This is a genomic window from Hydrogenophaga sp. (assembly GCF_031426985.1).
In the GTDB taxonomy this organism is placed as follows: Bacteria; Pseudomonadota; Gammaproteobacteria; order Burkholderiales; family Burkholderiaceae_C; genus Hydrogenophaga.
Window position 1 is genome coordinate 1 of sequence record NZ_JASJOY010000089.1, and the last position, 23,771, is coordinate 23,771.

A 23,771-nucleotide genomic window follows, 5' to 3' on the forward strand; every position below is an offset into this window, starting at 1 on the left:
CGGCGCAATCGGCCACCGGCACCTGCCAGGGGCCGACCATCTGGTCGCGGTGCGACAGGCCGCCCACGGTGCGGTCGCCGATGGTGACCAGGAAGCGCTTGGAGGCGACGGTCGGGTGGCTGAGCACGTCGATCACGGCCTTTTCCAGCGACACGCCGGTGAGGTCCATCGGCAGGAAGCTGCGTTGCACCGTCTTGACGTCGCGGTGCATCTTGGGCGGCTTGCCCAGCAGCACGTCCATGGGCATGTCGACGGGCGATTCGTTGCCTTCATCGACCAGCGACAGATGCCGCTCTTCGGTCGCCACGCCGACGACCGAGAACGGGCATCGCTCGCGCTCGCAGAAGGCCTTGAACTGCTCCAGCGACTCCGGCGCGATGGCCAGCACGTAGCGTTCCTGGCTCTCGTTGCACCAGATTTCCTTGGGCGCCAGGCCGCTCTCTTCCAGCGGCACGGCGCGCAGGTCGAAGCGCGCACCGCGACCGGCGTCGTTGGTCAGCTCGGGGAAGGCGTTGGACAGGCCGCCCGCGCCCACGTCGTGGATGAACAGCACGGGGTTGTTGTCGCCCTGCGCCCAGCAGTGGTTGATGACCTCCTGCGCGCGGCGCTCGATCTCGGGGTTGCCGCGCTGCACGCTGTCAAAGTCCAGCGAGGCGGCGTTGGTGCCGGTGGCCATGGAGCTGGCGGCGCCGCCACCCATGCCGATCTTCATGCCCGGGCCGCCGAGCTGGATGAGCAGCGAACCAGCCGGGAAATCGATCTTCTTCGTTTGCGTCGCGTCGATCTGGCCCAGGCCGCCCGCGATCATGATGGGCTTGTGGTAGCCGCGGGTCACGCCGCCGACGTCCTGCTCGTACTCGCGGAAGTAGCCCAGCAGGTTGGGTCGGCCGAATTCGTTGTTGAACGCCGCGCCGCCCAGCGGGCCCTCGGTCATGATCTGCAGCGGGCTGGCGATGTGCTCGGGCTTGCCGCCCGGCTGGTCGCTCAGGCCGCCCCAGAGCTTGGAGACGGTGAAGCCGGTCAGGCCGGCCTTGGGCTTGGAGCCGCGGCCGGTCGCGCCCTCGTCGCGGATCTCACCACCCGCGCCGGTGGAGGCGCCGGGGAACGGGGAAATCGCGGTCGGGTGGTTGTGGGTTTCCACCTTCATCAGGATGTGGTGCTGCGCTGCCTCGGCCTGGTAGGCGGGCGAGGCGTCGGCTCCGGCACGGGCCACGAAGCGCTCCAGCTGGTGGCCTTCCATGATGGAGGCGTTGTCCGAGTACGCCACGATGGTGTGTTGCGGACTCGTCTGGTGCGTGTGGCGGATCATGCCGAACAGGCTCTTGTCCTGCGCCACGCCGTCGATGGTGAACTGCGCGTTGAAGATCTTGTGGCGGCAGTGTTCGCTGTTGGCCTGCGCGAACATCATCAGCTCGACGTCGGTCGGGTTGCGCTTGAGACCGTTGAAGGCGTTGACCAGGTAGTCGATCTCGTCGTCGGCCAGGGCCAGGCCCCAGTCGGTGTTGGCTTTTTCCAGCGCCGCGCGGCCACCGCCCAGCACGTCCACATGCTCCATGGGTGCGGGGTGCAGTTCGGTGAACAGCGCCTCAGCCTGGCTGCGTTCGGTGGTCACGGCCTCGGTCATGCGGTCGTGCAGCGCGTCGGCCACGGCGCGCAGCTGGTCTTCGCTCAGGCTGGCCTTGCCCAGCAGACCACTCTTCAGGCCGATGCGGAATTCAACCAGGCGCTCGACGCGGTGCAGCGCCAGGCCGCAGTTGTGCGCGATGTCGGTGGCCTTGGACGCCCAGGGCGACACGGTGCCCAGGCGCGGCATCACCAGCAGCGCGGGAGCGCCGGCTTTTTCAGCCGCCAGGTGCGTATCGGTGGCGGGTTCGCCATAGCTCATCAGCTGGCCCACGCGCTCGACCGTGGCGGCATCGGGCGCGGCGTCGAACGACGCCAGGTGCACGAAGCGGGCGGAGAGGCCCGTGATCTTGTCGGAGATGCCCTGCAGACGGGGCAGGAGTTGCTGGACTTTGAAGTCGCTGACGGCGTTGCCGCCGTCAAAAAAGCGCAGGTGCAGGGTCACGGTGGGTGGCCTTGGGACGGGTTGAAGCTGCTGGGCGCGGAACGGCCCGGAGCGATGGGGGAAACCCGGAATTTTACCCGCGACGCCTGTGCCGGCATGGCCCGACGCACCACCCGGCCAGCAGCCCGATGGGATAATCCGCGCCCATGAGCATCACCATCAAAGACGAAGCCGGCATTGCGGGCATGCGCGAGGCTTGCCGCCTGGCCTCCGAAGTGCTGGATTACCTGACCCCGTTCATCCAGCCGGGCGTGACCACACTGGAAATCGACCGCCTCTCGGCCGAATACATGCAGCAGCAGGGCACGCGCTCGGCCACCGTGGGCTATCAGCCGTCCGGCTACCCGCCCTACCCCGGCCACCTGTGCACCTCCATCAACCAGGTGGTGTGCCACGGCATCCCGAACGAGAAGCCGCTCAAGAAGGGCGACATCCTGAACGTGGACGTCACCGTGATCACCAAGGACGGCTGGTACGGCGACAACAGCCGCATGTTCCTCATCGGTGGCGACGCCGCCGCCACCGTGCAGGCCCGGCGCCTGTGCCAGGTGACGTTTGAAGCCATGTGGAAGGGCATCGTGCTGGTCAAGCCCGGCGCCCGCCTGGGCGACATCGGCCACGCCATCCAGACCTATGCCGAAGGCAAGGGTTATTCGGTGGTCCGCGAGTTCTGCGGCCACGGCATCGGCCAGCGTTTTCACGAAGAACCGCAGGTGCTGCACTACGGCCGCCCCGGCACCATGGAAGAGCTCAAGCCCGGCATGACCTTCACCATCGAGCCCATGATCAACGCCGGCAAGCGCGACATCAAGGAAATGGGCGACGGCTGGACCATCGTCACGCGCGACCGGTCCCTGTCGGCCCAGTGGGAACACACGGTGCTGGTCACCCCCACGGGCTACGAGGTGCTCACCCTGTCCGCCGGCAGCCCGCCGGTGCCGGACTTCGTGACCACCACCGCCACCCCGGCGGTCTGAGCCCGTCGCGGGCTCTCCGGCTTCCCTTTCTCGCAGCCACTTTGCCGCCATGGGCGATCTCAACGAACTGAGGCTGCGTTACCGCAGCGACAAGGCCGCCCTGCTCGCCGACCTGGGCGTTCAGGGCTCGTCCACCCGCGGCGTGCGCAGCGCGCTGCAGAAACTCTCGCGCCTGACCGATCAGACCCTGCGCGCCCTGTGGGAACGCAGCGGTTTCGGCCCCGGCTTTGCCCTGCTGGCCGTGGGCGGTTTCGGCCGCGGTGAACTGTTTCCCAGCTCCGACGTGGACGTGCTGGTGCTGCTGCCCGACGGCGCTTCGCCCGAAACCGACGCAGCGCTGAAGGAGCGGCTGGAAGGCTTCATCGGCGCCTGCTGGGACCTGGGGCTGGAAATCGGCTCCAGCGTGCGCAGCATCGGCGAATGCGTGGAAGAGGCGTCCAAGGACGTGACGGTGCAGACCTCGCTGCTGGAGTGCCGGCTCATCACCGGCGCCAAGGCGCAGTTCAGCCAGCTGGTGCAGCGCCTGGCCGAGGCCATGGACCCCAAGGCCTTCTTCGTGGCCAAGACGCTGGAAATGCGCCAGCGCCACACCAAGTTCGAGAACACGCCCTACTCGCTGGAGCCCAACTGCAAGGAATCGCCCGGCGGGCTGCGCGACCTGCAGATCATCCTGTGGGTGGCCAAGGCCGCCGGCCTGGGCCGCAGCTGGGACGAGCTGGCCCGCAAAGGACTGGCCACGCCGCTGGAGGCGCGCCAGATCAAGGCCAACGAGGCGCTGCTGACCCTGATCCGCGCGCGCCTGCACCTGCTGGCCCACCGGCGCGAAGACCGCCTGGTGTTCGACCTGCAGAACGCGGTGGCCGAGTCCTTCGGCTTCAAGGCGCAGGTGCCGGCCGTCATCACCCCCGTTGGCAGCGACCCGCACCACGCGCCCACGGCCCGCACCGCACGCCGCGCCAGCGAACAGCTGATGAAGCGCTACTACTGGGCGGCCAAGGCGGTGACCCAGCTCAACCAGATCCTGCTGCTCAACATCGAAGAGCGCCTGAACAGCGACGAACAGGGCCCGCAGCAGCTGCGCCCCATCAACGAACGCTTCTTCGACAAGGCCAACATGCTGGAGGTGGCGAGCGACAACCTCTACATCCAGCAGCCCCACGCCATCCTCGAAACCTTCCTGCTCTACCAGACCACGGTGGGCATCAAGGGTCTGTCGGCGCGCACCCTGCGCGCGCTGTACAACGCGCGGCCGGTGATGAACGCCAAGTTCCGCAACGACCCGGTCAACCGCGCCACCTTCCTGCAGATCCTGCAGCAGCCCGAGGGCATCACCCACGCCATGCGGTTGATGAACCAGACCTCGGTGCTGGGCCGCTACCTCTGGGTGTTCCGCCACATCGTGGGCCAGATGCAGCACGACCTGTTCCACGTCTACACGGTGGACCAGCACATCCTCATGGTGCTGCGCAACGTGCGGCGCTACTTCATCGCCGACCACTCGCACGAATACCCGTTCTGCTCGCAACTGGCCGCCGGCTGGGACAAACCCTGGATCTTCTACATCGCGGCCCTGTTCCACGACATCGCCAAGGGCCGCGGCGGCGACCATTCCGACCTGGGCGCCAAGGACGTGCGCAGCTTCTGCCGCCAGCACGGCATTGACCGCGAAGACGCCAGACTCATCGAGTTTCTGGTGTCCGAACACCTGACCATGAGCCGCATCGCGCAGAAGGAAGACCTGAGCGACCCGGACGTGATCCACGCCTTCGCCCAGCGCGTGGGCAACGAACGCTACCTCACCGCGCTCTACCTGCTGACGGTGTCCGACATCCGCGGCACCAGCCCCAAGGTCTGGAACGCCTGGAAAGGCAAGCTGCTGGAAGACCTGTACCGCTACACCCTGCGCACGCTGGGCGGCCGCGCGCCCGACCCGGGCGCCGAAATCGAGGCCCGCAAACGCGAAGCCCTGTCGCAACTGGCCCTGCACGCCCTGCCCCACATGGCGCACAAGGCCCTGTGGGAGACGCTGGACGTGAGCTACTTCATGCGCCACCAGGCCGACGAAATCGCCTGGCACACCCGCGTGCTCACGCGCCAGCTGGCGCTCAACGCCCGCGCCGCTGCGGGCCAGCCCGAAGCGCCCGACGCCGACCCCAGCGCTGAAGACGCAACCCCACCGGCCTGCATCGTGCGAGCCCGACTGTCCACCGAAGGCGAAGGCCTGCAGGTGCTGGTGTACGCCCCCGACCAGAGCGACCTGTTCGCCCGCATCTGCGGCTATTTCGACAACGCCGGCTTCAGCATCCTGGACGCCCGCGTGCACACCACCCGCAGCAACTGGGCGCTGGACACCTTCCAGGTCGTCACGCCCACGCTGTCGGAGCACTACCGCGAACTGATCGCCATGGTCGAAAACGACCTGGCCCGCACCATCGACCAACGCGGCCCCCTGCCCATGCCCAGCAAGGGCCGGCTCTCGCGCCGGGTCAAGAGCTTCCCCGTCACCCCACGGGTGGACCTGCGGCCCGACGACAAGGCCCAGCGCTGGCTGCTGACGGTGTCCGCCAGCGACCGCGCCGGCCTGCTCTACTGCATCTCGCGCGTGCTGGCCCAGCACCAGATCAGCGTGCAGCTGGCCAAGGTCAGCACCCTGGGCGAACGGGTGGAAGACACCTTCCTCATCAGCGGCCCCGAACTGCAGGTCAACAAGCGCCAGATTCAGATCGAGACCGAACTGCTGGAGACGCTGGAAGAGGGTCGGCAGGGATTCATGTAAAACCCAGCAGAAACAGGCTTAAGTGCCTGTCCCCGTTGACTTTTTCGACTCTCTCTTCCCTGGACGACCGGCCTCTTCAACCGGGTTCGCAACCAAATTAGGGCCAGTCGCCGGCGTACTGAAGCGCTCAAGCATGCTGGCCACGACCTGCTCCTGGGCCGTGACGGATGACCTGGCCGTCGCCAGCGCCAGTTCCAGCTGTTGTTTGGCGGAAAGCAGCTCGTCGACCTTGGCCTGCAACTGCTCTTTGGAAGTGCTGAGCTGCTGGACGGCCGCGTCCTGCTCAACCAGGCGCCGGCCCAATTCCTCGGAGCGCCTTTGCGCAAACCCCAGTTCATCCTTGAGCGGCCGCAGGCCTCGCACCTCTTCCTGAGCCTGGTGCAGATCGCCCTGGGCGCGCGACAAATCGCCCAGGAGGCGTGCGTTTTCCTGAAGGGTATGGACGGCTTCCTGCTGCTTGGTGGCCAAGGTCTCGTTCACGGTGCGCAACTCGGCCTGCAGGTACTGCACCTGCTGCTCGTGCTTGCGCTGGTCCTGGTCGCGCTGCTCCTTGGTGGATTGCCGGAAATGCTCCAGCGCCTGGCGCGCATGCTGGTGCTTTTCTTCCAGGGATTGGCGATGGCGCTCTTCGGCCGCGAGGCGCTCCTGCAGGTCGGCCACCTGCTGGACGAGCTGAGTGTTTTCCAGGGTCTTGCGGCTCAGAGCTTCGCTGGTTTTGCCGTGAGCGTTTTTTTCGTCGGCCAGGGCCCGCTGGGTTTGCTCCAGCTGCTGGCGCGTGGCCAGCGCCTCGGATTTCAGGGCCGCGACGGCTTGCTGCTGTTGGCTCAGCTGCTCGGCGTGCTTGGCCTGCGCCGTGGTGACCCGCTCTTCCGCTTCTTCATTGACGCGGGCGGCTAGGCGACCCACCAGGTCCTGGATTGCCTCGCTGACGGCTACGCGGCTGCCGGTGGCTGGCCCTTCCTCTTCCTCGATCTCCTTCAGGTAGCGATGGATCGTGGTTTTGGAGCCGCTGCCCAGCTCTTCGCGCACCGCATCGATGGACGGATTGCGCCCTGCGGCCAGCAATTTATCGCGGGCACGCAGCACTTCAGACTTGTAGATTCCGGCTCGGGCCATGGTTCACCTCGTTATTTCGTACTGTAGTATGTACCATGATATTACATACTATTTAAGAGGTCAATAAATCATAGATCTTAGTAAATATCACACTGGGTAATGGCAGATTATCCAATGTGATGCTGGTTTGGGGGTCGATTTAGATGTGGCGCGGGTAAGGCGTAACGCGATCAGACCTGCTGCTGCGCCGCGGAAACTCACCCCGTCGCGTTCGCGCACAACAACGCTGTAACCGCACGCATGGGGGCACGGCTGCTAGCAGCCTGCTGAAATACCAAGGGCTGAACCCGGGTTGGCGTCACTGGAATCGTGATGTCGGTGCCTTGGTCGTTCGTGAGGGTCTGAATACGCGTTTGGAGCTCGATTCGACCCGCGCAAGCGCCGGTTTTCGGCTTTATGCGCTCATCGCGCACCCTGCAGACGGACCTGTCCCAGTGAACGCATGCGCACGAGGTTGTAGGCGGCCATGTTCAGCACGAACAGCTGAGCGACTTTCTTGGTCCCACGCACCATCACTTGACGCACCTGACCGATCGTCTTGGCCCATCCGAAGCCTTGCTCGATGCGTTTGCGACATTGCATCGACGCGCCATAGCCTGCGGTCTGGGCAATCTCATCGGGCACCGCCGAGCGCCGCCCTGATTTGTTCTGCGCCACGTGCGGTGCAACCTTGAGTCGGTGCAACTCACCGACAAACTCCGCCGCGTCGTACCCCTTGTCTGCGCCCAGGGTGATGGCCGCTTCTGGGTTGGCCTGCCGCACGTCGTTGATCATCTCCTTGGCCGCTACGCGCTCGGCATAACCATCGGCCTGCGTGACCATGGCATTGACGATCAAGCCGTTGCGGTTCTCCATGAGCGTGTGCCCCATGAAGCGCATTTCGCTGGCGGTCTTGCCCTTGCGGTACAGCCGGCTGTCCGGATCGCTCTTGGATTCGTGGGTGTCGTTGCTGCGCGGGCGGCCGCGGAAGTCGCTGCCACCGCTACCACCTCCATCGCCGTCCTTGGGCACAAAGCTCTTGTGGCTGGCCCAGGCCTGGATCAGCGTGCCGTCCACGCTGAAGTGTTCTTTGGACAACCAGTTCCGGCGCTGGGCCTGCGCGAGCACCTGGTTGAAGAACGCAACCACCGCGTCGTGCTCAATCAGCCGCTGGCGGTTTTTGCTGAACACCGTAGGCACCCAGACGCTGTCTTCCATCGACAGCCCAATGAACCAGCGAAACAACAGGTTGTATTGCACCTGCTCCATCAGCAAGCGCTCCGAGCGGACCGAGTACAGAACCTGCAGCAGCATCGCGCGCAGCAGCTTCTGCGGGGCGATGCTGGGACGCCCGCCCTTGCCGGCGTCTTCATACATGCCTGCAAACAGATCTTCGAGCTCGACGAGTGCGTCGTTGACCATCGCGCGAATGGCTCGCAGCGGGTGCATCGCCGGCACGAAGTCATCGAGTTTCTTGATGCTGAACAGGCTTTCGGTGAAGGTGTCGGATCCGCGCATGCCGCATTGTCCTGCCTACGCCTTCGTCTGGATCAAGTCACGGGGCTTGCGTCGAAGTATTTCAGCAGCCTGCTAGGTGGGAAAGTACGAAGCCATTTCCTCATTGCCCACCGAGGAATCGGCCAATCCGGCGCATCTCAAGCGGACCCTGGCCTATCAGAAGATTTCGTCCTCGCCACCGTCCCCGTCTTGCCGGACGCAACCGGACGAATGCCATGGGCCAGCAGCCCGATGAAAATGTCGGCAACCTCATCGCCACGCAGGCGACCTTCTGCGTGGAACCACTGGGAAATCCCGCCGACGGCCCCCATGAACCAGAACACCGCCAGCTTGGCATCGCACGGCGCGATGGACCCGTCTCGAACGCCATCCTCGAACACCTGGCGCAACTCCAGATCGAACTTGCGGCGCCTCGCGGTGATCTTCTTCTGATCCGCCGCCGTCATCGCCGAGAAGTCGTGGAGGATGGCGGGGGCCCCCATTTCGTCGGTCAGCAGTGAGATGTAGTTCTTGATGAAGGTCGCGATGCGTTCATACCCCGTTGTTTCCGAGGCAATGGCATCTTTCAGGACCTGGTCTCCGAGCCTCATCGACAGCTCGTGGCACTCGTAGATCAGTTCCTGCTTGTTCTTGAAGTAATAGTAGAGCGCAGGCTTCGTGACGTTGAGCGCGGCGGCAATTTCGTCCAGGGACACGTTCTTGTACCCGTGGCGGCCGAACGTGCGAGACGCCTCCGCAATGACCGCCTGCTTCTTGAGTTGGTATTGCTCGTCCGCGCCGCCGACCGCGTTGTTCCACTTCACTCCCTTGGCCAGGCGTTTGGCCGGGCCACGGGGTCGCGGCTTCGGCTTGGCGTCGATTTGCGTGCTCATTCTTGCAGTGTCCTGTGCGCGTTTGCCCGGAGAAGGGCTGAGTTTCGATGATATCGGACAGGCAAAATCACAGAGCTAAGCGTCCGAGCGTGCGTCAACCCGCCAGTATCTGCCGGGCGATGATCAGCCGTTGAATGTGGCTGGTCCCCTCGTAGATCTTCGTCACCCGCACGTCGCGGTAGTAGCGCTCGACAGGGAAATCGTTCACGTACCCATAGCCACCGTGCACCTGAAGCGCAGCGGAACAGACCTTCTCCGCCATTTCACTGGCGAACAACTTGGCCATCGCGGCCTCTTTGATGGACGGAAGCTTCGCATCCGTCAAACGCGCCGCATACAACATGAACTGGCGCGCCACGTCAATCTGCGTGGCCATGTCCGCCAGGTCAAAGCTGATGGCCTGTAATTCGGCGATCGGTTTTCCGTAGGCCTCACGCTCCTTCGCGTACCGGATCGCGGCTTCCAGGGCAGCGCGGGCAATGCCAATGGACAGCGCTGCGATCGCGATACGGCCGTCGGACAGCAACGAGAGGGCCTTGCCATAACCGCGCCCTTCCTCGCCAATCATGTTCTTCGCCGGCACACGCAAGTTGTCCAGCTGAATCTGGGCGGTGTGCGCCGTGTGCTGGCCCAGCTTGTTTTCGATTCGAAGGCATTCGTAGCCCGGGTCCTTCGGGTCCGCGATGAACAAGCTGAAGCGGTCGCGAGCGCCCGGTGCTCCCGTGGCGGCGACCACCAGGGCAAAGCCGGCCTCGCTGCCGTTGGAGATCCACTGCTTGCTTCCATTGAGCACATAGCTGTCACCATCGCGCTTGGCCGTGGTGCGGATGGCTGCAGTGTCGGAACCGGCATGCGGCTCCGACAACAGAAAAGCCCCAATGCGTTGGGCGCTGGCCAACTCGGGCAGGTACAACTGCATCTGCTCCTCGGTGCCAAACGATCGGAGCACGTGCGCGGACGAGTTGTGCACATGCATCAGGGTCGCAAAACCACCGTCCGCCGCGGCGAACTCCTCGATCGCCAGACAGTACTCCACGAACGACAGCCCGGCGCCGCCATAGGCCTGTGGCGCCAGCATCCCCATGAAGCCAACCTCGGCCACAGCGCGGATTTCATCGTAGGGCCAGGCGCTGCTGCGGTCACGTTCCGCCGCAGTGCTGGCCACCACTTCGCTGGCCACGCGACGGGCCGACTCCCGGATCATCACTTCCTGTTCGCTCAAAAATGCATTGGAAACGCTCGTCATCGCTCATCCTTGAATGTTGTCGATCCTGCGGGGCACGTGCCCATCAGCCCAGCCACCGCTTTCGGCGGCGGTAATGTTTCATGTCCCTGAAGCTCTTGCGCTCACCGTCCACCGTCAGACCCAAATAGAACTCGCGCACGTCCTCGTTGCTCTTGAGGTTGACCGATGGGCCTTCGAGCACGACCCGGCCGCTTTCCATCACGTAGCCGTAGTCGGCCAGCTCCAGCGCGACGCGCGTGTTCTGCTCGACGATCAGCAGTGTCAGGCCACTGGCCTTGAGTTCAGACAGCAAGCCATAGACCTCTTCCACCATAAGCGGCGCCAAGCCGAGCGAGGGTTCATCGATCATGACCAGCTTCGGTCTGGCCATGAGAGCACGCCCGATCACCAGCAACTGCTGCTCACCCCCGGACAGATAGCCCGCGGTACGGTTGCGCAATGCGGCGAGCCGCTTGATACGGCCGTACACCTCGTCAAGCAGTTCCTTGGCATCGCGCCCATTGCCCATGTGCCCGCCGACCACCAGGTTTTGTTCCACCGTCATGTGGCGCAGAACCTTGCGACCTTCCATGACGTGTACCAGCCCCCTCTGGACCTGGGCGGCCGGATTTCCCCCCGCGATGTCGACACCATCAAAGGTGATGGCGCCTGCCGTCACGCGACCGTCTTCGGTCTTGATCAGGTTCGAAATGGCCTTCAGCGTGGTGCTCTTTCCAGCACCGTTCGCGCCCAGCAAGGTCACGCACTGCCCAGCAGGCACTTTGGCTGAAATGCCTTTTACAGCGAGAATGACATCGCTGTACAACACCTCAACGTTGTTCAGTTCAAGCACAAGTGTCTCCGGTTGGGTTGGCGTGGATCCCGAACGAACCGTATCCACGCCGGGTTGCAGTTACCACTTGCTCAGCACAGGCACGGGGACGCTCTGCTCAAGGAGCTTGTAATGGCCCTTTTCAACAGTACCGATGTTGACTGCCATGCCTTCGGTGGGGAACGGCGCGTCTTTGCTATATTGGATATTGGGCAGCACACCGAAGCTGCGTTCGCTCGGCATCGGCGTCGACAGCAGCGCCGCCCGGACGTCTTCCCCCTTGACGTCCTTGACACCCTTGATCTTGACCGCCTGCTCGAAGGCTCTGGCCACGATAAGGCCTTGGCTCATGCCCATGATGCAGGCTGAGGTGTAGCTGACCTGTGCCTTGTACTTGGTGCGCAGCTTCTCGAAGAATGCCCGCGCCGTGGTCGGATCTTCCGTGGGCATGGCCATCCCGTAGACCTCGTAGTTGCCTTCCATCTGCTCTAGACCGCCCAAGGCCTTGCCCGACGAAATCAACCCATTGTGGGCCGACATGACGATCGGGATGTTGGTCTTTCCAAGGCTTTGCAGGGCTCGACGAGTCGCCACGACGGAGGCCGTGTTGTTGAAGACTTGAAGCACGGTCGCGCCCTTGCGAATCAACCGGTTCACTTGCTGGGTCAGGTCGGTGGGTTGGGCTTCGGTGTAGACCGTCTCCACGACCTCCAAGATCTTGGGGTTGTCTTTCGCGAACTTCTCGATGCCCTTGTGGATATCCACATAAGCCGGGGACACTTCGGAAGAGATCACACCGACCTTGATGGGTGCGCTGGAGCCCGATTTCTTCTGCAACCAGGTGTAGAACGCCGCCGCCTCGTGCGGATAGGTGGCCCGGGCGTTGAACACCCAGCTGTCGCTCTTCCACGCGAAGCCATAACCGGCGGTCGCAAGGACCTGAGGCACCTTGTCATTGGGTAATCGCTGCTGCAGGGCCGCCGCATCCGAGCCGCCGATACCCAGAATGGCCACGGGGTCCAGTTCTGACTTGATGCCGGGCCACAGACTGGCCACCTGCGCCACGTCGTAGCGCGTGTCGTATTCCTTGACGCGAAGTGCCACGCCTTGCGCCTTGCCCACCTCATCGCTCCACCAGTCGAGAACGCCTTTTCGGCAACCCGTCATGTCTTTCATGACATCGGCAAACGGACCGGTAAAGTCCGCCAAGCCAGCGACGTTGTAGGTGGTCTGTGCTTGGGCGGCTCCCGCCAAACCAAACACACCGGCGGCCAAAGCACCGCATCGCGCCACACGGGCGAAGGCCGACAGACATTCATTTTTTGTAGTCACACAAGTCTCCTGGTTTTGATCACGCTGTCCAACACGAATCAACCGTCCTCCAGCGCAGCGGACGGCCGCAAGTTTCGGCATCAGTAGGGGTAAGGCCACATGCGGTAGGAACGTTTAAGGATGTTCCACCGGTGCATCAATCCACGCGGCTCAAAAATCAGAAAGCCGGCGATGATGCCGCCCAGAAATATGTTCAGCGCGGCGAAGACCACGTCGCCACTCAGGAACGAGAAGTTCTCAACCAGGGAGGGGCCCACGCTGGTGAAGAATTCCTGAGCAAACCGGATGACGAATACGCCAATCAGCGCGCCGGTCACCGATCCCATGCCGCCCACAATGACCATGGCGATGAACCAGATAGAGTGGATCAGTGTGAACTGGTCGATCGAGACGAAGCGCACGTAGTACGCCCACAAACCGCCGCCGATGCCCGCGTAGAAGGCGCCCAGCAGGAAAGCCAATGCCTTCGTCCGCACTACGTCGATGCCCATCATTCCGGAGGCGACGTCGTCATCCCGAACAGCGGCAAAGATCCGGCCATGGCGGCTGCGCGCCACGCCATAGGCGCCCGCGATCATGATGCAGGCGACCACCAGACACAGGTAGTAGACGGCTGCATCGGTGTCGAGCGCCCAGCCGAACAGCCGCGCCGGTTCGACCGTGATGCCGTTGGAGCCACCCATCCAGGCAGCGGGCAAGTTCAGCACCATGAAATGGAACAGGATTTGTGCCGCGATCGTCGTCAACGCCAGATAGAAACCCTTGATCCGGACGGCAGCCAGTCCAAAAATCAGACCGAACAAGGCGGCGCACACACCACCGACTGGCAGCGCGATCCAGAACGGCATACCGCCCTTCGTCGCTAGCAGCGCGGTGGCGTACGCGCCCGCGCCCATGAACGCCGCTTGGCCCAGGTTGATCTGACCGGCAAGACCGGTGTTGATCTGCAACCCGATCACCACCACGGCGGTGATCAGCATCGACGTCATCACCGCCACCGAACGGGCGTCGGCGATCCACGGCAGAGCGAACATGAACATAACGAACAAGCCCAGCGTCACGGCCTGACTTCGCGTGCGGACCAGCGCCTGGTCTTGGTCAAACGACGTTGCGAAAACACCTGCGGGATCCATGCTCATACCCTTTCAATGGTTTTCCAGCCGAACATGCCGGTGGGACGGATCAACAACATCAAAAGCATGATGATGAAAGGAAAGACAGAGCCCAGTGCCCCGCCCACCAACGGATCAAGGTAGGCCGACGCCAGCCCCTGGATGACACCGACCAGAACGCCGGCCAGCAGCAGTCCGGCAAGCGATTCCAAGCCGGCGAGCAAGGCCACTGGCAGCGCCGCCAGACCGATGTCGGAACTCATCATGTTGATCGACCGACCGCTCAGGTGCACCATGGCGCCCAGCGTCGAGAGAACGGCTCCCAGCATCCAGGCGAATGCGATTGAGCGCTGCACCGAAATTCCCATTGACATCGCCACCTGGTGATCTTCGGCCACGGCGGTCATCGTCAAGCCCACGCGGGTCCGGTTGAAGAACCAAGAAAGGCCAAGGCCAATGACGATGGTCAGGATGCCGCCATACAGAAGCGAGCGGGAGATCACCACATCGCCGAGGATGATGGGTTCCAGCGGAAAGATGATCGGGAACGCGCGGACCTGCGGACCAAAGAGCACCAGGACGATGCCTCGAATCAAGATCAACAGGCCGATCGTCACCATCACCATCGAGAACACCGACTCGCCCACGAGTCGCGCGAAAAATATGCGCTCGATCATCAAGCCGAAGATCGCCGCGCTGGCGAAGGCCACCGGCAACCCGATCCACACCGGCATGCCCATCTGAATGATGGTCCACCACACCATGTAGCCACCAAAGACCACCAGCTCGCCCTGTGCAAAGTTGAACACCTTGGATGCGCGGTAGATCACCACGAAGCCCATCGCGATAAGGGCATAGAGAAGACCGGACAACGCGCCGTTGACCAGGTAGTTCAGAAAATCGCTCATGCGTGCCTCCTGCGATGGGGTTCGGTCGAAGTGTTCAAACTGAATCCGTCAGCATCGTGAATGAATACCTGCGCGTTGAAGTTGCTTCGACGCCCGTCCTGGTAAGTCACAGGTATGTCGATATGTACTTCCCGGGAACCGTCGTACAAGCCCTGGATCAAGGCACCGTAACGCTCCTCCAAGAACTCGCGCCGCAGCTTGCGCGAACGCGTCAGCTCGCCTTCGTCGGGATCCAGTTCCTTGGGAAAGTTGGCGAACCGCTGCACCCGTGCATGGGGTGGCAAAAACCGGTTGACCCGCGCAATTTCCTGGCGGATCAAGACCGCGATCTCGGGGCGCTGCGAAAGGTCGGTGAAGGTCGAGAAACCAATTCGCTTGTCCTCGGCCCAGCGCGACAGGACTGCCATGTCGATGTTGATGAGTGCAGCCACGAAGTCGCGCCCCTCATCTCCCACGGTCATGATGTCCTTGATGAAAGGGCTGAACCGCAAACGCGTCTCGACGAACTGGGGCGGAAAGGTCTCGCCACTGCGAAGTCGCTTCAAATCCGACAGCCGTTCTAGGAAAACCAGCTCACCGCGGTCGGTCTTGGTCACGGCGTCACCGGTGTAGAACCAGCCGTCCTTGACCTTGGACTCGACCGACCCTTCCCGTCGGTAGTAGCCCAGAAAAGGGCTTCCACCACGGATCTGGAGTTCGCCGTCCGAGCTCACCCGCCATTCAAGGGGAGCACCGGCCTCTGGGTGCGCCTGCATCCAGTGCCCTACGGTCTCAAGGTCGAAGCGATCACTCTGGTGGCATGTGAGCAAGCCGGTTTCAGTGGAGCCATAGATGTTCCGCAAGGACACGCCCATGGCATGGAACATACGAAACACGTCGGGTGCCATGGTGGCACCACCGCAACTGGCAATGCGCAGCCGGGTCAGCCCCAACTGGTCACGCAACGGCCGCAGAACCAGAGCTTCGGCCAAGGGGAATTGCAGGCGATCCAGCCAGCCGATCGGCTTGCCATCCAGGCGACCGACGTTGAAGGCGTGCCCCACCTTCATACCCCATTCGTAGACGGCACGCCGCAGGGGCCCAGCGTCCAGCATGTGGGCCTGCACCGAGGAGGCCATGCTTTCCCATTGACGCGGAGCGAAGGTCATGGCCTCGACGGCGAGCTCGCGGATGTTGGCCAGCACCTGCTCGGGGCTTTCCGGGAAGTTGACCACCATGGGCAGCCCCAGGCCCGCAGAGATCCCGTTGATTTGCTCGGTGGCCCAGGCAGGCGCGATGTAGCTCAGATACTCCATGCCCGGTTTCGCATCGGTGGCATGGATCAGGCGCTGCGCGTTGTCGATCAGGAAGCGGTGCGTGAGCACCACCCCCTTGGGTTTGCCCGTGGTCCCCGAGGTGTAGGACAGCACCGCCACATCATCGGGCGAACCCTTCGCGACCAACGAACGGTACAGCCGAGGGTCCTGCGCATCCCGCTCAAGCCCTTGCTGCTGCACCGACTTGAAGGTGCTGAGGATCGGGTCGTTGTAGGACCACATGCCTGTGTCATCCCAGTACACGACATGGCGAAGCAGCGCCAGCTTGCCCTTGACGTCCAGGCCCTTGTCCACCTGTTCCTGGTCCTGGGCGAAGAGGCAGACCGTCTCGCTGTCCTCCAGCAAATACTGCACTTCGTCCGCCGTCAGATCCGGATACAGGGAGACCACTTTGCAGCCCAGCGCGTGCGCCGCGAACTCCGCCCAGTAGTGCTGCGGCTCGTTCTCGCCAATGATCGCCACCGTCGCGCCGCGCTGCACGCCCATGTGGTGCAGACCCAGTGCCAGCTCCAGCACATTGCGCTCCACCTCCGCAAAGGTGTATTCACGCCAGATGCCGCGCTGCTTGTGGCGCTGAGACAGCCGCTCGGGTGTGGCGTCCGCGTGGCGTCGCAACAGTTGCGGCAGTGTTTCGATCTTGAGCATCATTGCCCGCCCTCCCCGAGATAGGCCTTCATGACGGCCGGGTTGGCCTGGATCTCCTTGGGGGTTCCCTCTGCGATCTTTCGACCGAAGTCCAGCACCGCAATGCGGTCTGCCAGATCCATCACCACGCCCATGTCGTGCTCCACCAGCACGACCGGAATCCGTTTGGCTTCGCGCACGTCCAGAATGAAGCGCGCGAGGTCTTCCTTTTCTTCCGCGTTCATGCCGGCCATGGGCTCGTCCATCAACAGGATCCGGGGGTCCTGGGCCAGCGCCCGACCCAAGTCCACGCGTTTGCGAAGTCCGTAGCCGAGGCTGCCCACTGGTGCATGGCGGATGGCCTCGATCTCCAGGAACTCGATGATTTCCTCCACCACTTCCCGATGGACCACCTCTTCTCGCCTAGCGGCGCCGAAGTAGAGGAACGACTGCGCCAGGTTCGAGCGCATGTGCATGTGGCGGCCCACCATCAGGTTCTCGACCACCGTCATGCCGGAGAAAATGTGCGTGCCCTGAAAGGTCCTGGCCAAGCCTTGGCCCGCGACTTCGTGGACCGCCATGTTGCGAACGCTCAGCCCGCCTAGCGTGATGTCGCCCTTCTTGGGACGGTAAAAACCGCTCAGGCAATTCATGAGCGAGGACTTCCCTGCGCCATTCGGACCGATGATGGCCAGCAGCTCATCCTTGCGCACATCGATGGACACATCGTTAAGCGCGACGATTCCACCGAACTGCAGCAACAGGTTGCGAGCCGAGAGCACCACACCGTCCGGGCTGACACTGGTGGTTGCAATCATGACGCGTGCCCCTTGACGGGTGGGATCATGTCCATCGATTCTCCTTGTTCGGACCGTTGTAGGGTCTCGTGATGGTGTTCTGTTCGGGCTGCCATGTCCGATACCGTCAGAGCCGTGCCCCGCCATCGATGCTCAGCGTGGTGGCGTTCAGATAGGCGTTCTCCACCACATGACGGACCAGCGCCGAGAACTCTGGCGCCTGCCCCATGCGGTTCGGGAACAGGATGACTTTCTCGATAATGTTTTGCGCCACCTTAGTCGGCATGCCTGCCGACATGCCGGTCTCGAACAAGCCGGGGGCGAGCGCGACGACTCGCACGCCGTGCTGCGCCAGGTCTCGCGCCACCGGAAGGGTCAACCCCATGACTGCCGCCTTGCTGGCGCTGTAGGCGGCCTGACCCATCTGCCCCTGCCAGGCTGCACCTGAAGATGTGTTGACGATCACGCCACGCTCGCCATCCGCGTTCGCGTCGTTCTGCGACATGGCTAAGGCGGCGTGCCGGATGACGTTGAAGGTGCCGGTCAAGTTGACACCGATCACGCGGTTCCAGAGGTCCAGCGGAAACAGCTCGCCCTTGGACAAGGTCTTGCAAGGGCCGAGGATGCCCGCGCAGTTCACCGCCACATGTAACGCCCCAAACGTGTTGACCGCGAACTCGACGGCAGCTTTCACACTGGCGTCGTTGGCCACATCCGTTTTCAGCGCACGCACGCTGTCACCCAACGGGACCATCTCGCGCATCAGGCGGTCATCATCCACGTCGACCGCCACCACCTTGGCGCCCGCATCGACCAGGGCCTTGCAGGTCGCCAGGCCGAGCCCCGAACCCGCACCAGTCACCAACGCAACCGTGTTCTTGATGTCCATGCTTGTCTCTTCTTTCGGTGAGGCGCTCAGCGCGCCAGGATGGAGATGCAGGCAACGGCTTCCTCGATGCCCTCAAGGCCGCCGCCGTTTTCGGCCAATGCGATGCGGGCGCCTTCGACTTGCCGCGCGCCGGCTTCCGCGCGAAGCTGGGTCACCAGCTCGTGCACCTGCGCCAAGCCCGTCGCACCAACCGGATGCCCCTTCGACTCCAGGCCTCCCGAGGGGTTGATGGGAATGCGCCCACCGATGCGGGTGTCGCCCCGCTCGGCGATCACACCCCCCTGGCCGAACTCGCAGAAGCCCAGGTTTTCAGACTGGATGATTTCCCCCATGGCAGTGGCGTCGTGGACTTCGGCCACGGAGATGTCGTCCGGCCCCACGCCGGCCAACTCATACGCCCGCCGCGCGGCCAGCGCCGTGCAATGGTTGGCAACGTCTTCCTCATTGCGCGCGGAGCCGCTTTGAACCACAGCGGCCAGCACCCGGATTGCCCGGCTCGCGTCGATGTTCAACCGCTTGAGCGCAGACCGGTTGCACACGATGACCGCGGCGGCGCCGTCCGACACAGGCGAGCACATCGGCAAGGTCAGCGGGTAGGTGATCGGTGGCGCTGTCAGCACGTCGTCAATGCTGTACGACACTTGGTATTGCGACAGTGGGTTGTGGACCGAATGCGCGTGGTTCTTGGCCGAGACGGCCGCCAGCTGCCGTTGCGTAGTGCCGAAAGTGCGCATGTGGGAGCGCGCGAAGGCCGCGTACACATCCATGAACACGCTGTAGGGCCGGGGAGAGGTCGAGCCTTCCGGAACCGCCACATCGCGCCCGAGCTTCATCAGCTCTTCGCGGATGTCGGTGGCCCGCGACAGATCCCAGGCGCTGTCGAAGACCGAGAACATCTTCTGCTTGTCCGGGGTGAACATCTTCTCCGCGCCGATAGCCAAGGCCACATCGCCCGCACCCGCACGAACATGGTTGCATGCCAACACGAACGCGGACGATCCGCTGGCGCAGGCGTTTTCGATGTTGACCACGGGAATGCGACCGATCCCCATAGCGCGCAATGCAATCTGCCCGCGGATCATGTGCTGGCCCTCCATGTGACCTTGGGAGGTGTTGCCGAAAAAGGCCGCTTGCAGGTCCTCTTGCCGGATCCCGGCATCCACCAGCGCCGCCTTGGTCGCCTCGCGCGTCATCTGCTTGATGTCCTTGTCCAGATGGCGACCAAACGGGGTCATTCCCACACCAATGACATAGATGTCTTCCAATGCATTTCTCCTCTAAGCGGGCCTATGGGAAAGCGCCTCGTTGACGCCAATCTACTATTTATAAAGGTGTTTTACTGTAGAGTAAAATTGATGTCGAAGCACTAGGGAAATCCCGACATCCGATCAGACGTCGGCGGCTCGATCGGTCAGTGCAAGGAAGCGCAATCCCCTCGCCGTCTCGATATCGCCACCCGGCGTCACGCGGTACAAGCCACGCGCCACGTTGTGGGGGTGTGCGGCTGCCTCGGTCAGGTTCAAAACCGGCGCATAGCAGGCATCCGTACGTTCCAGAATTTGCGTCCAATGGGCACTGGGGTGCGATGCAAAAAGAGCGGTCATTCGCGCTTTCAGCGCCGGCCATGTAGACCGGTTCATCTGATCGGACAACACGACATCGGTCAGACCCAGGCGCTGCAGGAGCAGCGCGTAGAACTGGGGCTCAATAGCCCCCACGGTGATGTAGCGGCCGTCTGCGCAGATGTACCGGTCGTAGAAGGGCGAGTCGTGGAAAACACTGGGCACACCCGGATCAAAACCTCCAGAGGCGCTGATGATTTGCACCAGCGGGGACAACATCGCCAGCACGTCCACTATGGCGCCATCCACCACGCAGCCCTGCCCACTCTCCCTGGCCGCGAGCAACCCCGACACCATGCCCAGCGCGAAACCCAGCGCACCCGCCGCATCACCCAACACAGTGGGAGGCAGCATGGGTGGGTGGCCAGGACGCTCCGTCAGCGACATCAGGCCGGTAAGCGCCACATAGTTCATGTCGTGCCCGGCGGCCTGCGCCAGCGGCCCGTCCTGACCCCAACCGGTCATGCGCCCGTACACGAGACGCGGGTTCAGTTGCCCACAGACATCCGGTCCGAGGCCCAGGCGCTCCATGACGCCCGGACGGTTGCCTTCGATCAATCCGTCACTGGCCGCGACGATCTCAAGCGCCCGGGTGCGGTCGTCTTCCTGTTTCAGGTTCAGGACTACTCGGCGCTTGCCGCGAGACAGCAAACCATCCTCGCGCGGCGTCAGATCCTTCGGCAAGTCGCCGGGGCTCGGACGCGCCACCATGGTGACCTCCGCCCCCAATTGCGTGAGCAGCAAGCCGGCCAGCGGCCCTGGTCCAATGCCCTCGAACTCAACGACCTTGACCCGCTTCAGCGGAGATCCACGCGATGCAATCTGATGGCTCATGGTGCTCTTCTGGTTGATTCATTTTTACTGTAAAGTAACTTAGACGACTTTGTAGTAATGGAAATCCCCAACAACCGATCCCTCGGTTGAATCGCAGAATCTACTCATGAAAAATCAAGCCATGGAAAGAGAACAAATGCCACCACCCGCTGTTGTCGTGGATGTTCGAAAAGGTGCCATGTGGATCCGCCTGAATCGGCCGGAGGCGATGAACTCCCTCACGCCGGAGGTGCTCAGCGGCATCGATCAGGCCCTGAGCGACGCCGAGGGGAACCAGGACGTGCGGGCGGTCGTCCTCACCGGCACAGGTCGGGCCTTCTGCGCCGGGGCCGATCTCAAGTACGTCCGATCGCAATCGGGATCGGACGGCCCTCGTCTGTTTCTCGACAGCGTCCTGGCCACGATGAACCGGCTGGACAGCTTCCCCAAGCCGGTGATCGCCGCGCTCAATGGACTGGCCCTAGCCGGTGGCCTCGAGTTGGTGCTCTGCTGCGACCTGGTGCTTGCCGCTCGCGGCGCAAAGATCGGCGATGCCCATGCCAACTACGGCTTGCTGCCCGGCGGAGGTGGCTCGGTGCGGCTGCCCCGCGTCATAGGACCCACACGCGCGAAGTACCTGCTTTTCACCGGTGAGTTTCTCAGCGCCGACGAGCTGGTGGAAGCCGGGTTGGTCAACCAGGTGGTCGATCCCGATGAACTGGAAGCGGCCACGCAAGCGCTTGTGGACAAGATCGCCAGCAAGAGCCCATTGGGCTTGAGGCGCATGAAGGCGCTGGTCGATGATGGCCTGCAACAACCAGTCGAGACGGCGTTGCGTCTGGAACTGCTCGCGTCGGAGGTGCACTCGCACAGCGCCGACCAGCGCGAAGGCTTGTTGGCATTCGAAGAGAAGCGCGCACCGCGATTCATCGGTCAATAGACGGAGAGACTGGCCATGACACATGCCTTGCCGCTGGATCGACTCGACGCGCTGCGCGCGGCGCAGCAAAACGCCTACGACCGAGCGCCCGCCATCCGCGACATCTACGAGCGCGCGCGCATGACGCCGCAGGACATCCGCAGTGCGGCCGACTTGGCGCGCCTGCCCGTCACGAGCAAGGACGCGCTGCTGGACCTTCAGCGCAAGGCGCCGCCTTTTGGCGGTTTCCTGGCCGCCGACGAAGCGGCGATACGGCGCATTTTTGTGTCACCTGGCCCCATCTACGAGCCACAGTTGAACGACGATCAAGACGGTCACGGTTTTTCCCACGGCTTCCGGCGTGCGGGCATCGGTCCCCAGGACCGTGTGCTGAACACCTGGTCGTACCACTTGGTGCCCGCAGGTGTCCTGCTCGACCAAGGCATCGTGGCCACGGGCGCCACCGTCATCCCCTGCGGCCCGGGGGGCGCCGAACAGCAGGCCCAACTGATCCTGGAATTGGGTGTCACCTGCATCTGCGCCTCCACCGCCTTCTTCGTCACGCTGGTCAACACCCTGGAGCACATGGGCCACCAGCTTCCCGGCGCCTGGAAGGTCAAGTCGGCGCTGCTCGGTGGGGAAATGGGTGACTGGATGGGCAAGCGGCGTGCGCTTGAGACGAGGTACGGCATCAAGATCTTTTCTGCGTACGCCACCGGCGACTTCGGCCTCATCGGCTACGAGGAAACGGGTCAGGAGGGCTACGCCGTGCAGCCGGAAAGGCTGGTCCAGATTTGCGACCCGCAAACGGGCACCCCGTTGCCCTTGGGCGAAACCGGTGAGATCGTGGTCACCACCTTGGACCGTGGCTGGCCCCTCGTGCGTTTTGGCACCGGCGATGTGGCGAGTGGAAGTGTCGCATCAGCCGATGGCTTTGTGAGCCACATCAGTCTCTTGAAAGGTCGGGTCGGACAGGCTGTAAAGGCCCGAGAGATCTTCATCTATCCACGCAACGTCGAGGAGGTGTTGATGCAGGTTCCGCATATGCAGCGCGCTCAAGTGGTGGTCACGAAGCAGGAACACCGCGAGACGGTCACCCTGCGCGGCGTCTTGCATCCGGGCGTTGACGCGGCTACGGTCGAGAAGGCTCTTCATGAGATCTTCAAGCAACGCACCCGTTTGAAGCTGGACGCCGTCGAATGGATATCCGCCGACGATCTGGTCATTGATGCACCTGTGCTGGTCGATCGGAAATACGCATAGCTCAGCCGCTCAAGCTGCACGGGCGAGAGCAAGGCATAGAGGTCCTTGCCTTCCTCCACGCGCAGCGTTATGCGTTCACCGTCGATATCGGTGTCCTTCAACGCGCAAACATCGCTGGCGAGCAGTCCGGCCCCATAGGCCACGGAAAGCGCCGCTTGATACTTGGGGTTCGGTGCAGCTGCGATCAGACGAGCGACTTCGTCGCAGTTCAGCACCACCGGCGGCGGGCGTGGCTGACCGGGCGCAGGAATTTACACCATGGTGGGAGACAGTTGGATAGCGAAGATGATGTTCGGGGCAGCGCAAGGTAGTCTTCGTCCGCGACATGGCGGTGATGCGCCGGTTCTACGGCTCCTGCTCGGCTTTGTGGTGCTGCACGAGCCGAGCCCGGCTGGATCACCTGCATACTGCTGTTCGCCATCTCTGCGTTGAGACGCGGCAATATTCAAAAAAGCACACGCAATCGACAGTCAAATGACCCGTCTTGCCCAATACCTTGAGGCTGCCGAGCGCGACAACACGCGCCGAAGCTACGCTTCTGCCATCCGCCATTTCGAGATCGAATGGAAAGGCCTGCTGCCTTCCACGGCTGATGCCATTGCCCGCTACCTGGCCGACCACGCAGCTACCCTGTCCATCAACACCCTGCGCCAGCGGCTGGCGGCGCTGTCAAGGTGGCACAACGACCAGGGCTTTCCCGATCCCACCAAATCGGCCTTGGTGCGCCAAGTCCTCAAGGGCATTCGCTCCGTTCACAGCGTGCCAGAAAAGCGCGCGCGGCCCCTGGAACTGGCGATGCTCCAGCAGGTCGAT

The 23,771-nt window shown here is 63.1% G+C and carries 18 protein-coding genes and 2 pseudogenes; 5 read left to right on the forward strand and 15 right to left on the reverse strand.

The window, feature by feature from the left end:
- A partial coding sequence (gene purL / locus RMP09_RS11455; RefSeq protein WP_310566113.1) for a phosphoribosylformylglycinamidine synthase occupies positions 1-2,068 on the reverse strand: 2,068 nt, incomplete at its 3' end.
- A gap of 146 nt (positions 2,069-2,214) precedes the next feature.
- Here purL and map point away from each other — a divergent pair.
- The gene (gene map / locus RMP09_RS11460) at positions 2,215-3,045 is read left to right on the forward strand and encodes a type I methionyl aminopeptidase (RefSeq protein ID WP_310566114.1); all 831 of its coding nucleotides are present in this window, start codon (positions 2,215-2,217) and stop codon (positions 3,043-3,045) included.
- A gap of 49 nt (positions 3,046-3,094) precedes the next feature.
- The gene (locus RMP09_RS11465; RefSeq protein WP_310566115.1) at positions 3,095-5,821 is read left to right on the forward strand and encodes a [protein-PII] uridylyltransferase; all 2,727 of its coding nucleotides are present in this window, start codon (positions 3,095-3,097) and stop codon (positions 5,819-5,821) included.
- An 18-nt stretch (positions 5,822-5,839) separates the two neighbouring features.
- Here the strand turns inward: RMP09_RS11465 and RMP09_RS11470 are convergent, their stop codons facing one another.
- The 13 genes from RMP09_RS11470 to RMP09_RS11530 form a co-directional block, all read right to left on the reverse strand.
- Complete coding sequence (locus RMP09_RS11470) at positions 5,840-6,937, reverse strand: DNA-binding protein (RefSeq protein WP_310566116.1); 1,098 nt, start codon at positions 6,935-6,937, stop codon at positions 5,840-5,842.
- Positions 6,938-7,339: 402 nt separating this feature from the next.
- Entirely contained in the window at positions 7,340-8,434 is a 1,095-nt protein-coding gene (locus RMP09_RS11475; protein ID WP_310566117.1) for an IS5 family transposase, read from the reverse strand.
- A gap of 137 nt (positions 8,435-8,571) precedes the next feature.
- Positions 8,572-9,306: a TetR/AcrR family transcriptional regulator gene (locus RMP09_RS11480; protein ID WP_137921309.1), complete on the reverse strand. Its 735-nt coding sequence runs from the start codon at positions 9,304-9,306 to the stop codon at positions 8,572-8,574.
- Positions 9,307-9,400: 94 nt separating this feature from the next.
- On the reverse strand, positions 9,401-10,552 hold the full coding sequence (locus tag RMP09_RS11485) for an acyl-CoA dehydrogenase family protein (protein WP_137921308.1): 1,152 nt from the start codon (positions 10,550-10,552) through the stop codon (positions 9,401-9,403).
- A gap of 43 nt (positions 10,553-10,595) precedes the next feature.
- Positions 10,596-11,384 (reverse strand): ABC transporter ATP-binding protein, encoded by a 789-nt coding sequence (locus RMP09_RS11490; protein WP_137921307.1) that lies wholly within the window; start codon positions 11,382-11,384, stop codon positions 10,596-10,598.
- 60 nt (positions 11,385-11,444) lie between these two features.
- Positions 11,445-12,695, reverse strand: coding sequence for an ABC transporter substrate-binding protein (locus RMP09_RS11495; RefSeq protein ID WP_252374486.1), 1,251 nt, complete (start codon positions 12,693-12,695; stop codon positions 11,445-11,447).
- Between the two features lie 80 nt (positions 12,696-12,775).
- On the reverse strand, positions 12,776-13,834 hold the full coding sequence (locus RMP09_RS11500; RefSeq protein ID WP_304751978.1) for a branched-chain amino acid ABC transporter permease: 1,059 nt from the start codon (positions 13,832-13,834) through the stop codon (positions 12,776-12,778).
- Positions 13,831-14,715, reverse strand: coding sequence for a branched-chain amino acid ABC transporter permease (locus tag RMP09_RS11505; RefSeq protein ID WP_304751976.1), 885 nt, complete (start codon positions 14,713-14,715; stop codon positions 13,831-13,833). The genes RMP09_RS11500 and RMP09_RS11505 overlap by 4 nt, the downstream gene beginning before the upstream one ends.
- Positions 14,712-16,679: an AMP-dependent synthetase/ligase gene (locus RMP09_RS11510; RefSeq protein ID WP_310566118.1), complete on the reverse strand. Its 1,968-nt coding sequence runs from the start codon at positions 16,677-16,679 to the stop codon at positions 14,712-14,714. The genes RMP09_RS11505 and RMP09_RS11510 overlap by 4 nt, the downstream gene beginning before the upstream one ends.
- A complete protein-coding gene (locus RMP09_RS11515) occupies positions 16,676-17,473 on the reverse strand; it encodes an ABC transporter ATP-binding protein (RefSeq protein WP_304751973.1) in 798 nt (265 codons plus the stop codon). Before RMP09_RS11515 ends, RMP09_RS11510 begins: the two co-directional genes overlap by 4 nt.
- Positions 17,474-17,579: 106 nt before the next feature.
- Complete coding sequence (locus RMP09_RS11520) at positions 17,580-18,341, reverse strand: SDR family NAD(P)-dependent oxidoreductase (RefSeq protein ID WP_304751972.1); 762 nt, start codon at positions 18,339-18,341, stop codon at positions 17,580-17,582.
- Positions 18,342-18,367: 26 nt separating this feature from the next.
- Positions 18,368-19,606 carry a thiolase family protein gene (locus RMP09_RS11525; RefSeq protein WP_304751971.1) on the reverse strand — a complete coding sequence of 413 codons (1,239 nt, stop codon included), beginning with the start codon at positions 19,604-19,606 and terminating at the stop codon, positions 18,368-18,370.
- A 123-nt stretch (positions 19,607-19,729) separates the two neighbouring features.
- Complete coding sequence (locus RMP09_RS11530; RefSeq protein WP_304751969.1) at positions 19,730-20,797, reverse strand: CaiB/BaiF CoA transferase family protein; 1,068 nt, start codon at positions 20,795-20,797, stop codon at positions 19,730-19,732.
- A gap of 106 nt (positions 20,798-20,903) precedes the next feature.
- Here RMP09_RS11530 and RMP09_RS11535 point away from each other — a divergent pair, with 106 nt between their 5' ends.
- Complete coding sequence (locus RMP09_RS11535; protein ID WP_305688481.1) at positions 20,904-21,716, forward strand: enoyl-CoA hydratase/isomerase family protein; 813 nt, start codon at positions 20,904-20,906, stop codon at positions 21,714-21,716.
- Between the two features lie 15 nt (positions 21,717-21,731).
- On the forward strand, positions 21,732-22,958 hold the full coding sequence (locus tag RMP09_RS11540; protein WP_304781730.1) for a phenylacetate--CoA ligase family protein: 1,227 nt from the start codon (positions 21,732-21,734) through the stop codon (positions 22,956-22,958).
- 2 nt (positions 22,959-22,960) lie between these two features.
- On the opposite strand, the pseudogene RMP09_RS11545 reads toward RMP09_RS11540, so the two are convergent.
- Positions 22,961-23,191 (reverse strand): annotated as a pseudogene (locus RMP09_RS11545) (integrase); the annotation flags it as partial.
- A 241-nt stretch (positions 23,192-23,432) separates the two neighbouring features.
- On the opposite strand from RMP09_RS11545, the pseudogene RMP09_RS11550 reads away from it, so the two are divergent.
- Positions 23,433-23,771 (forward strand): annotated as a pseudogene (locus RMP09_RS11550) (Tn3 family resolvase); the annotation flags it as partial.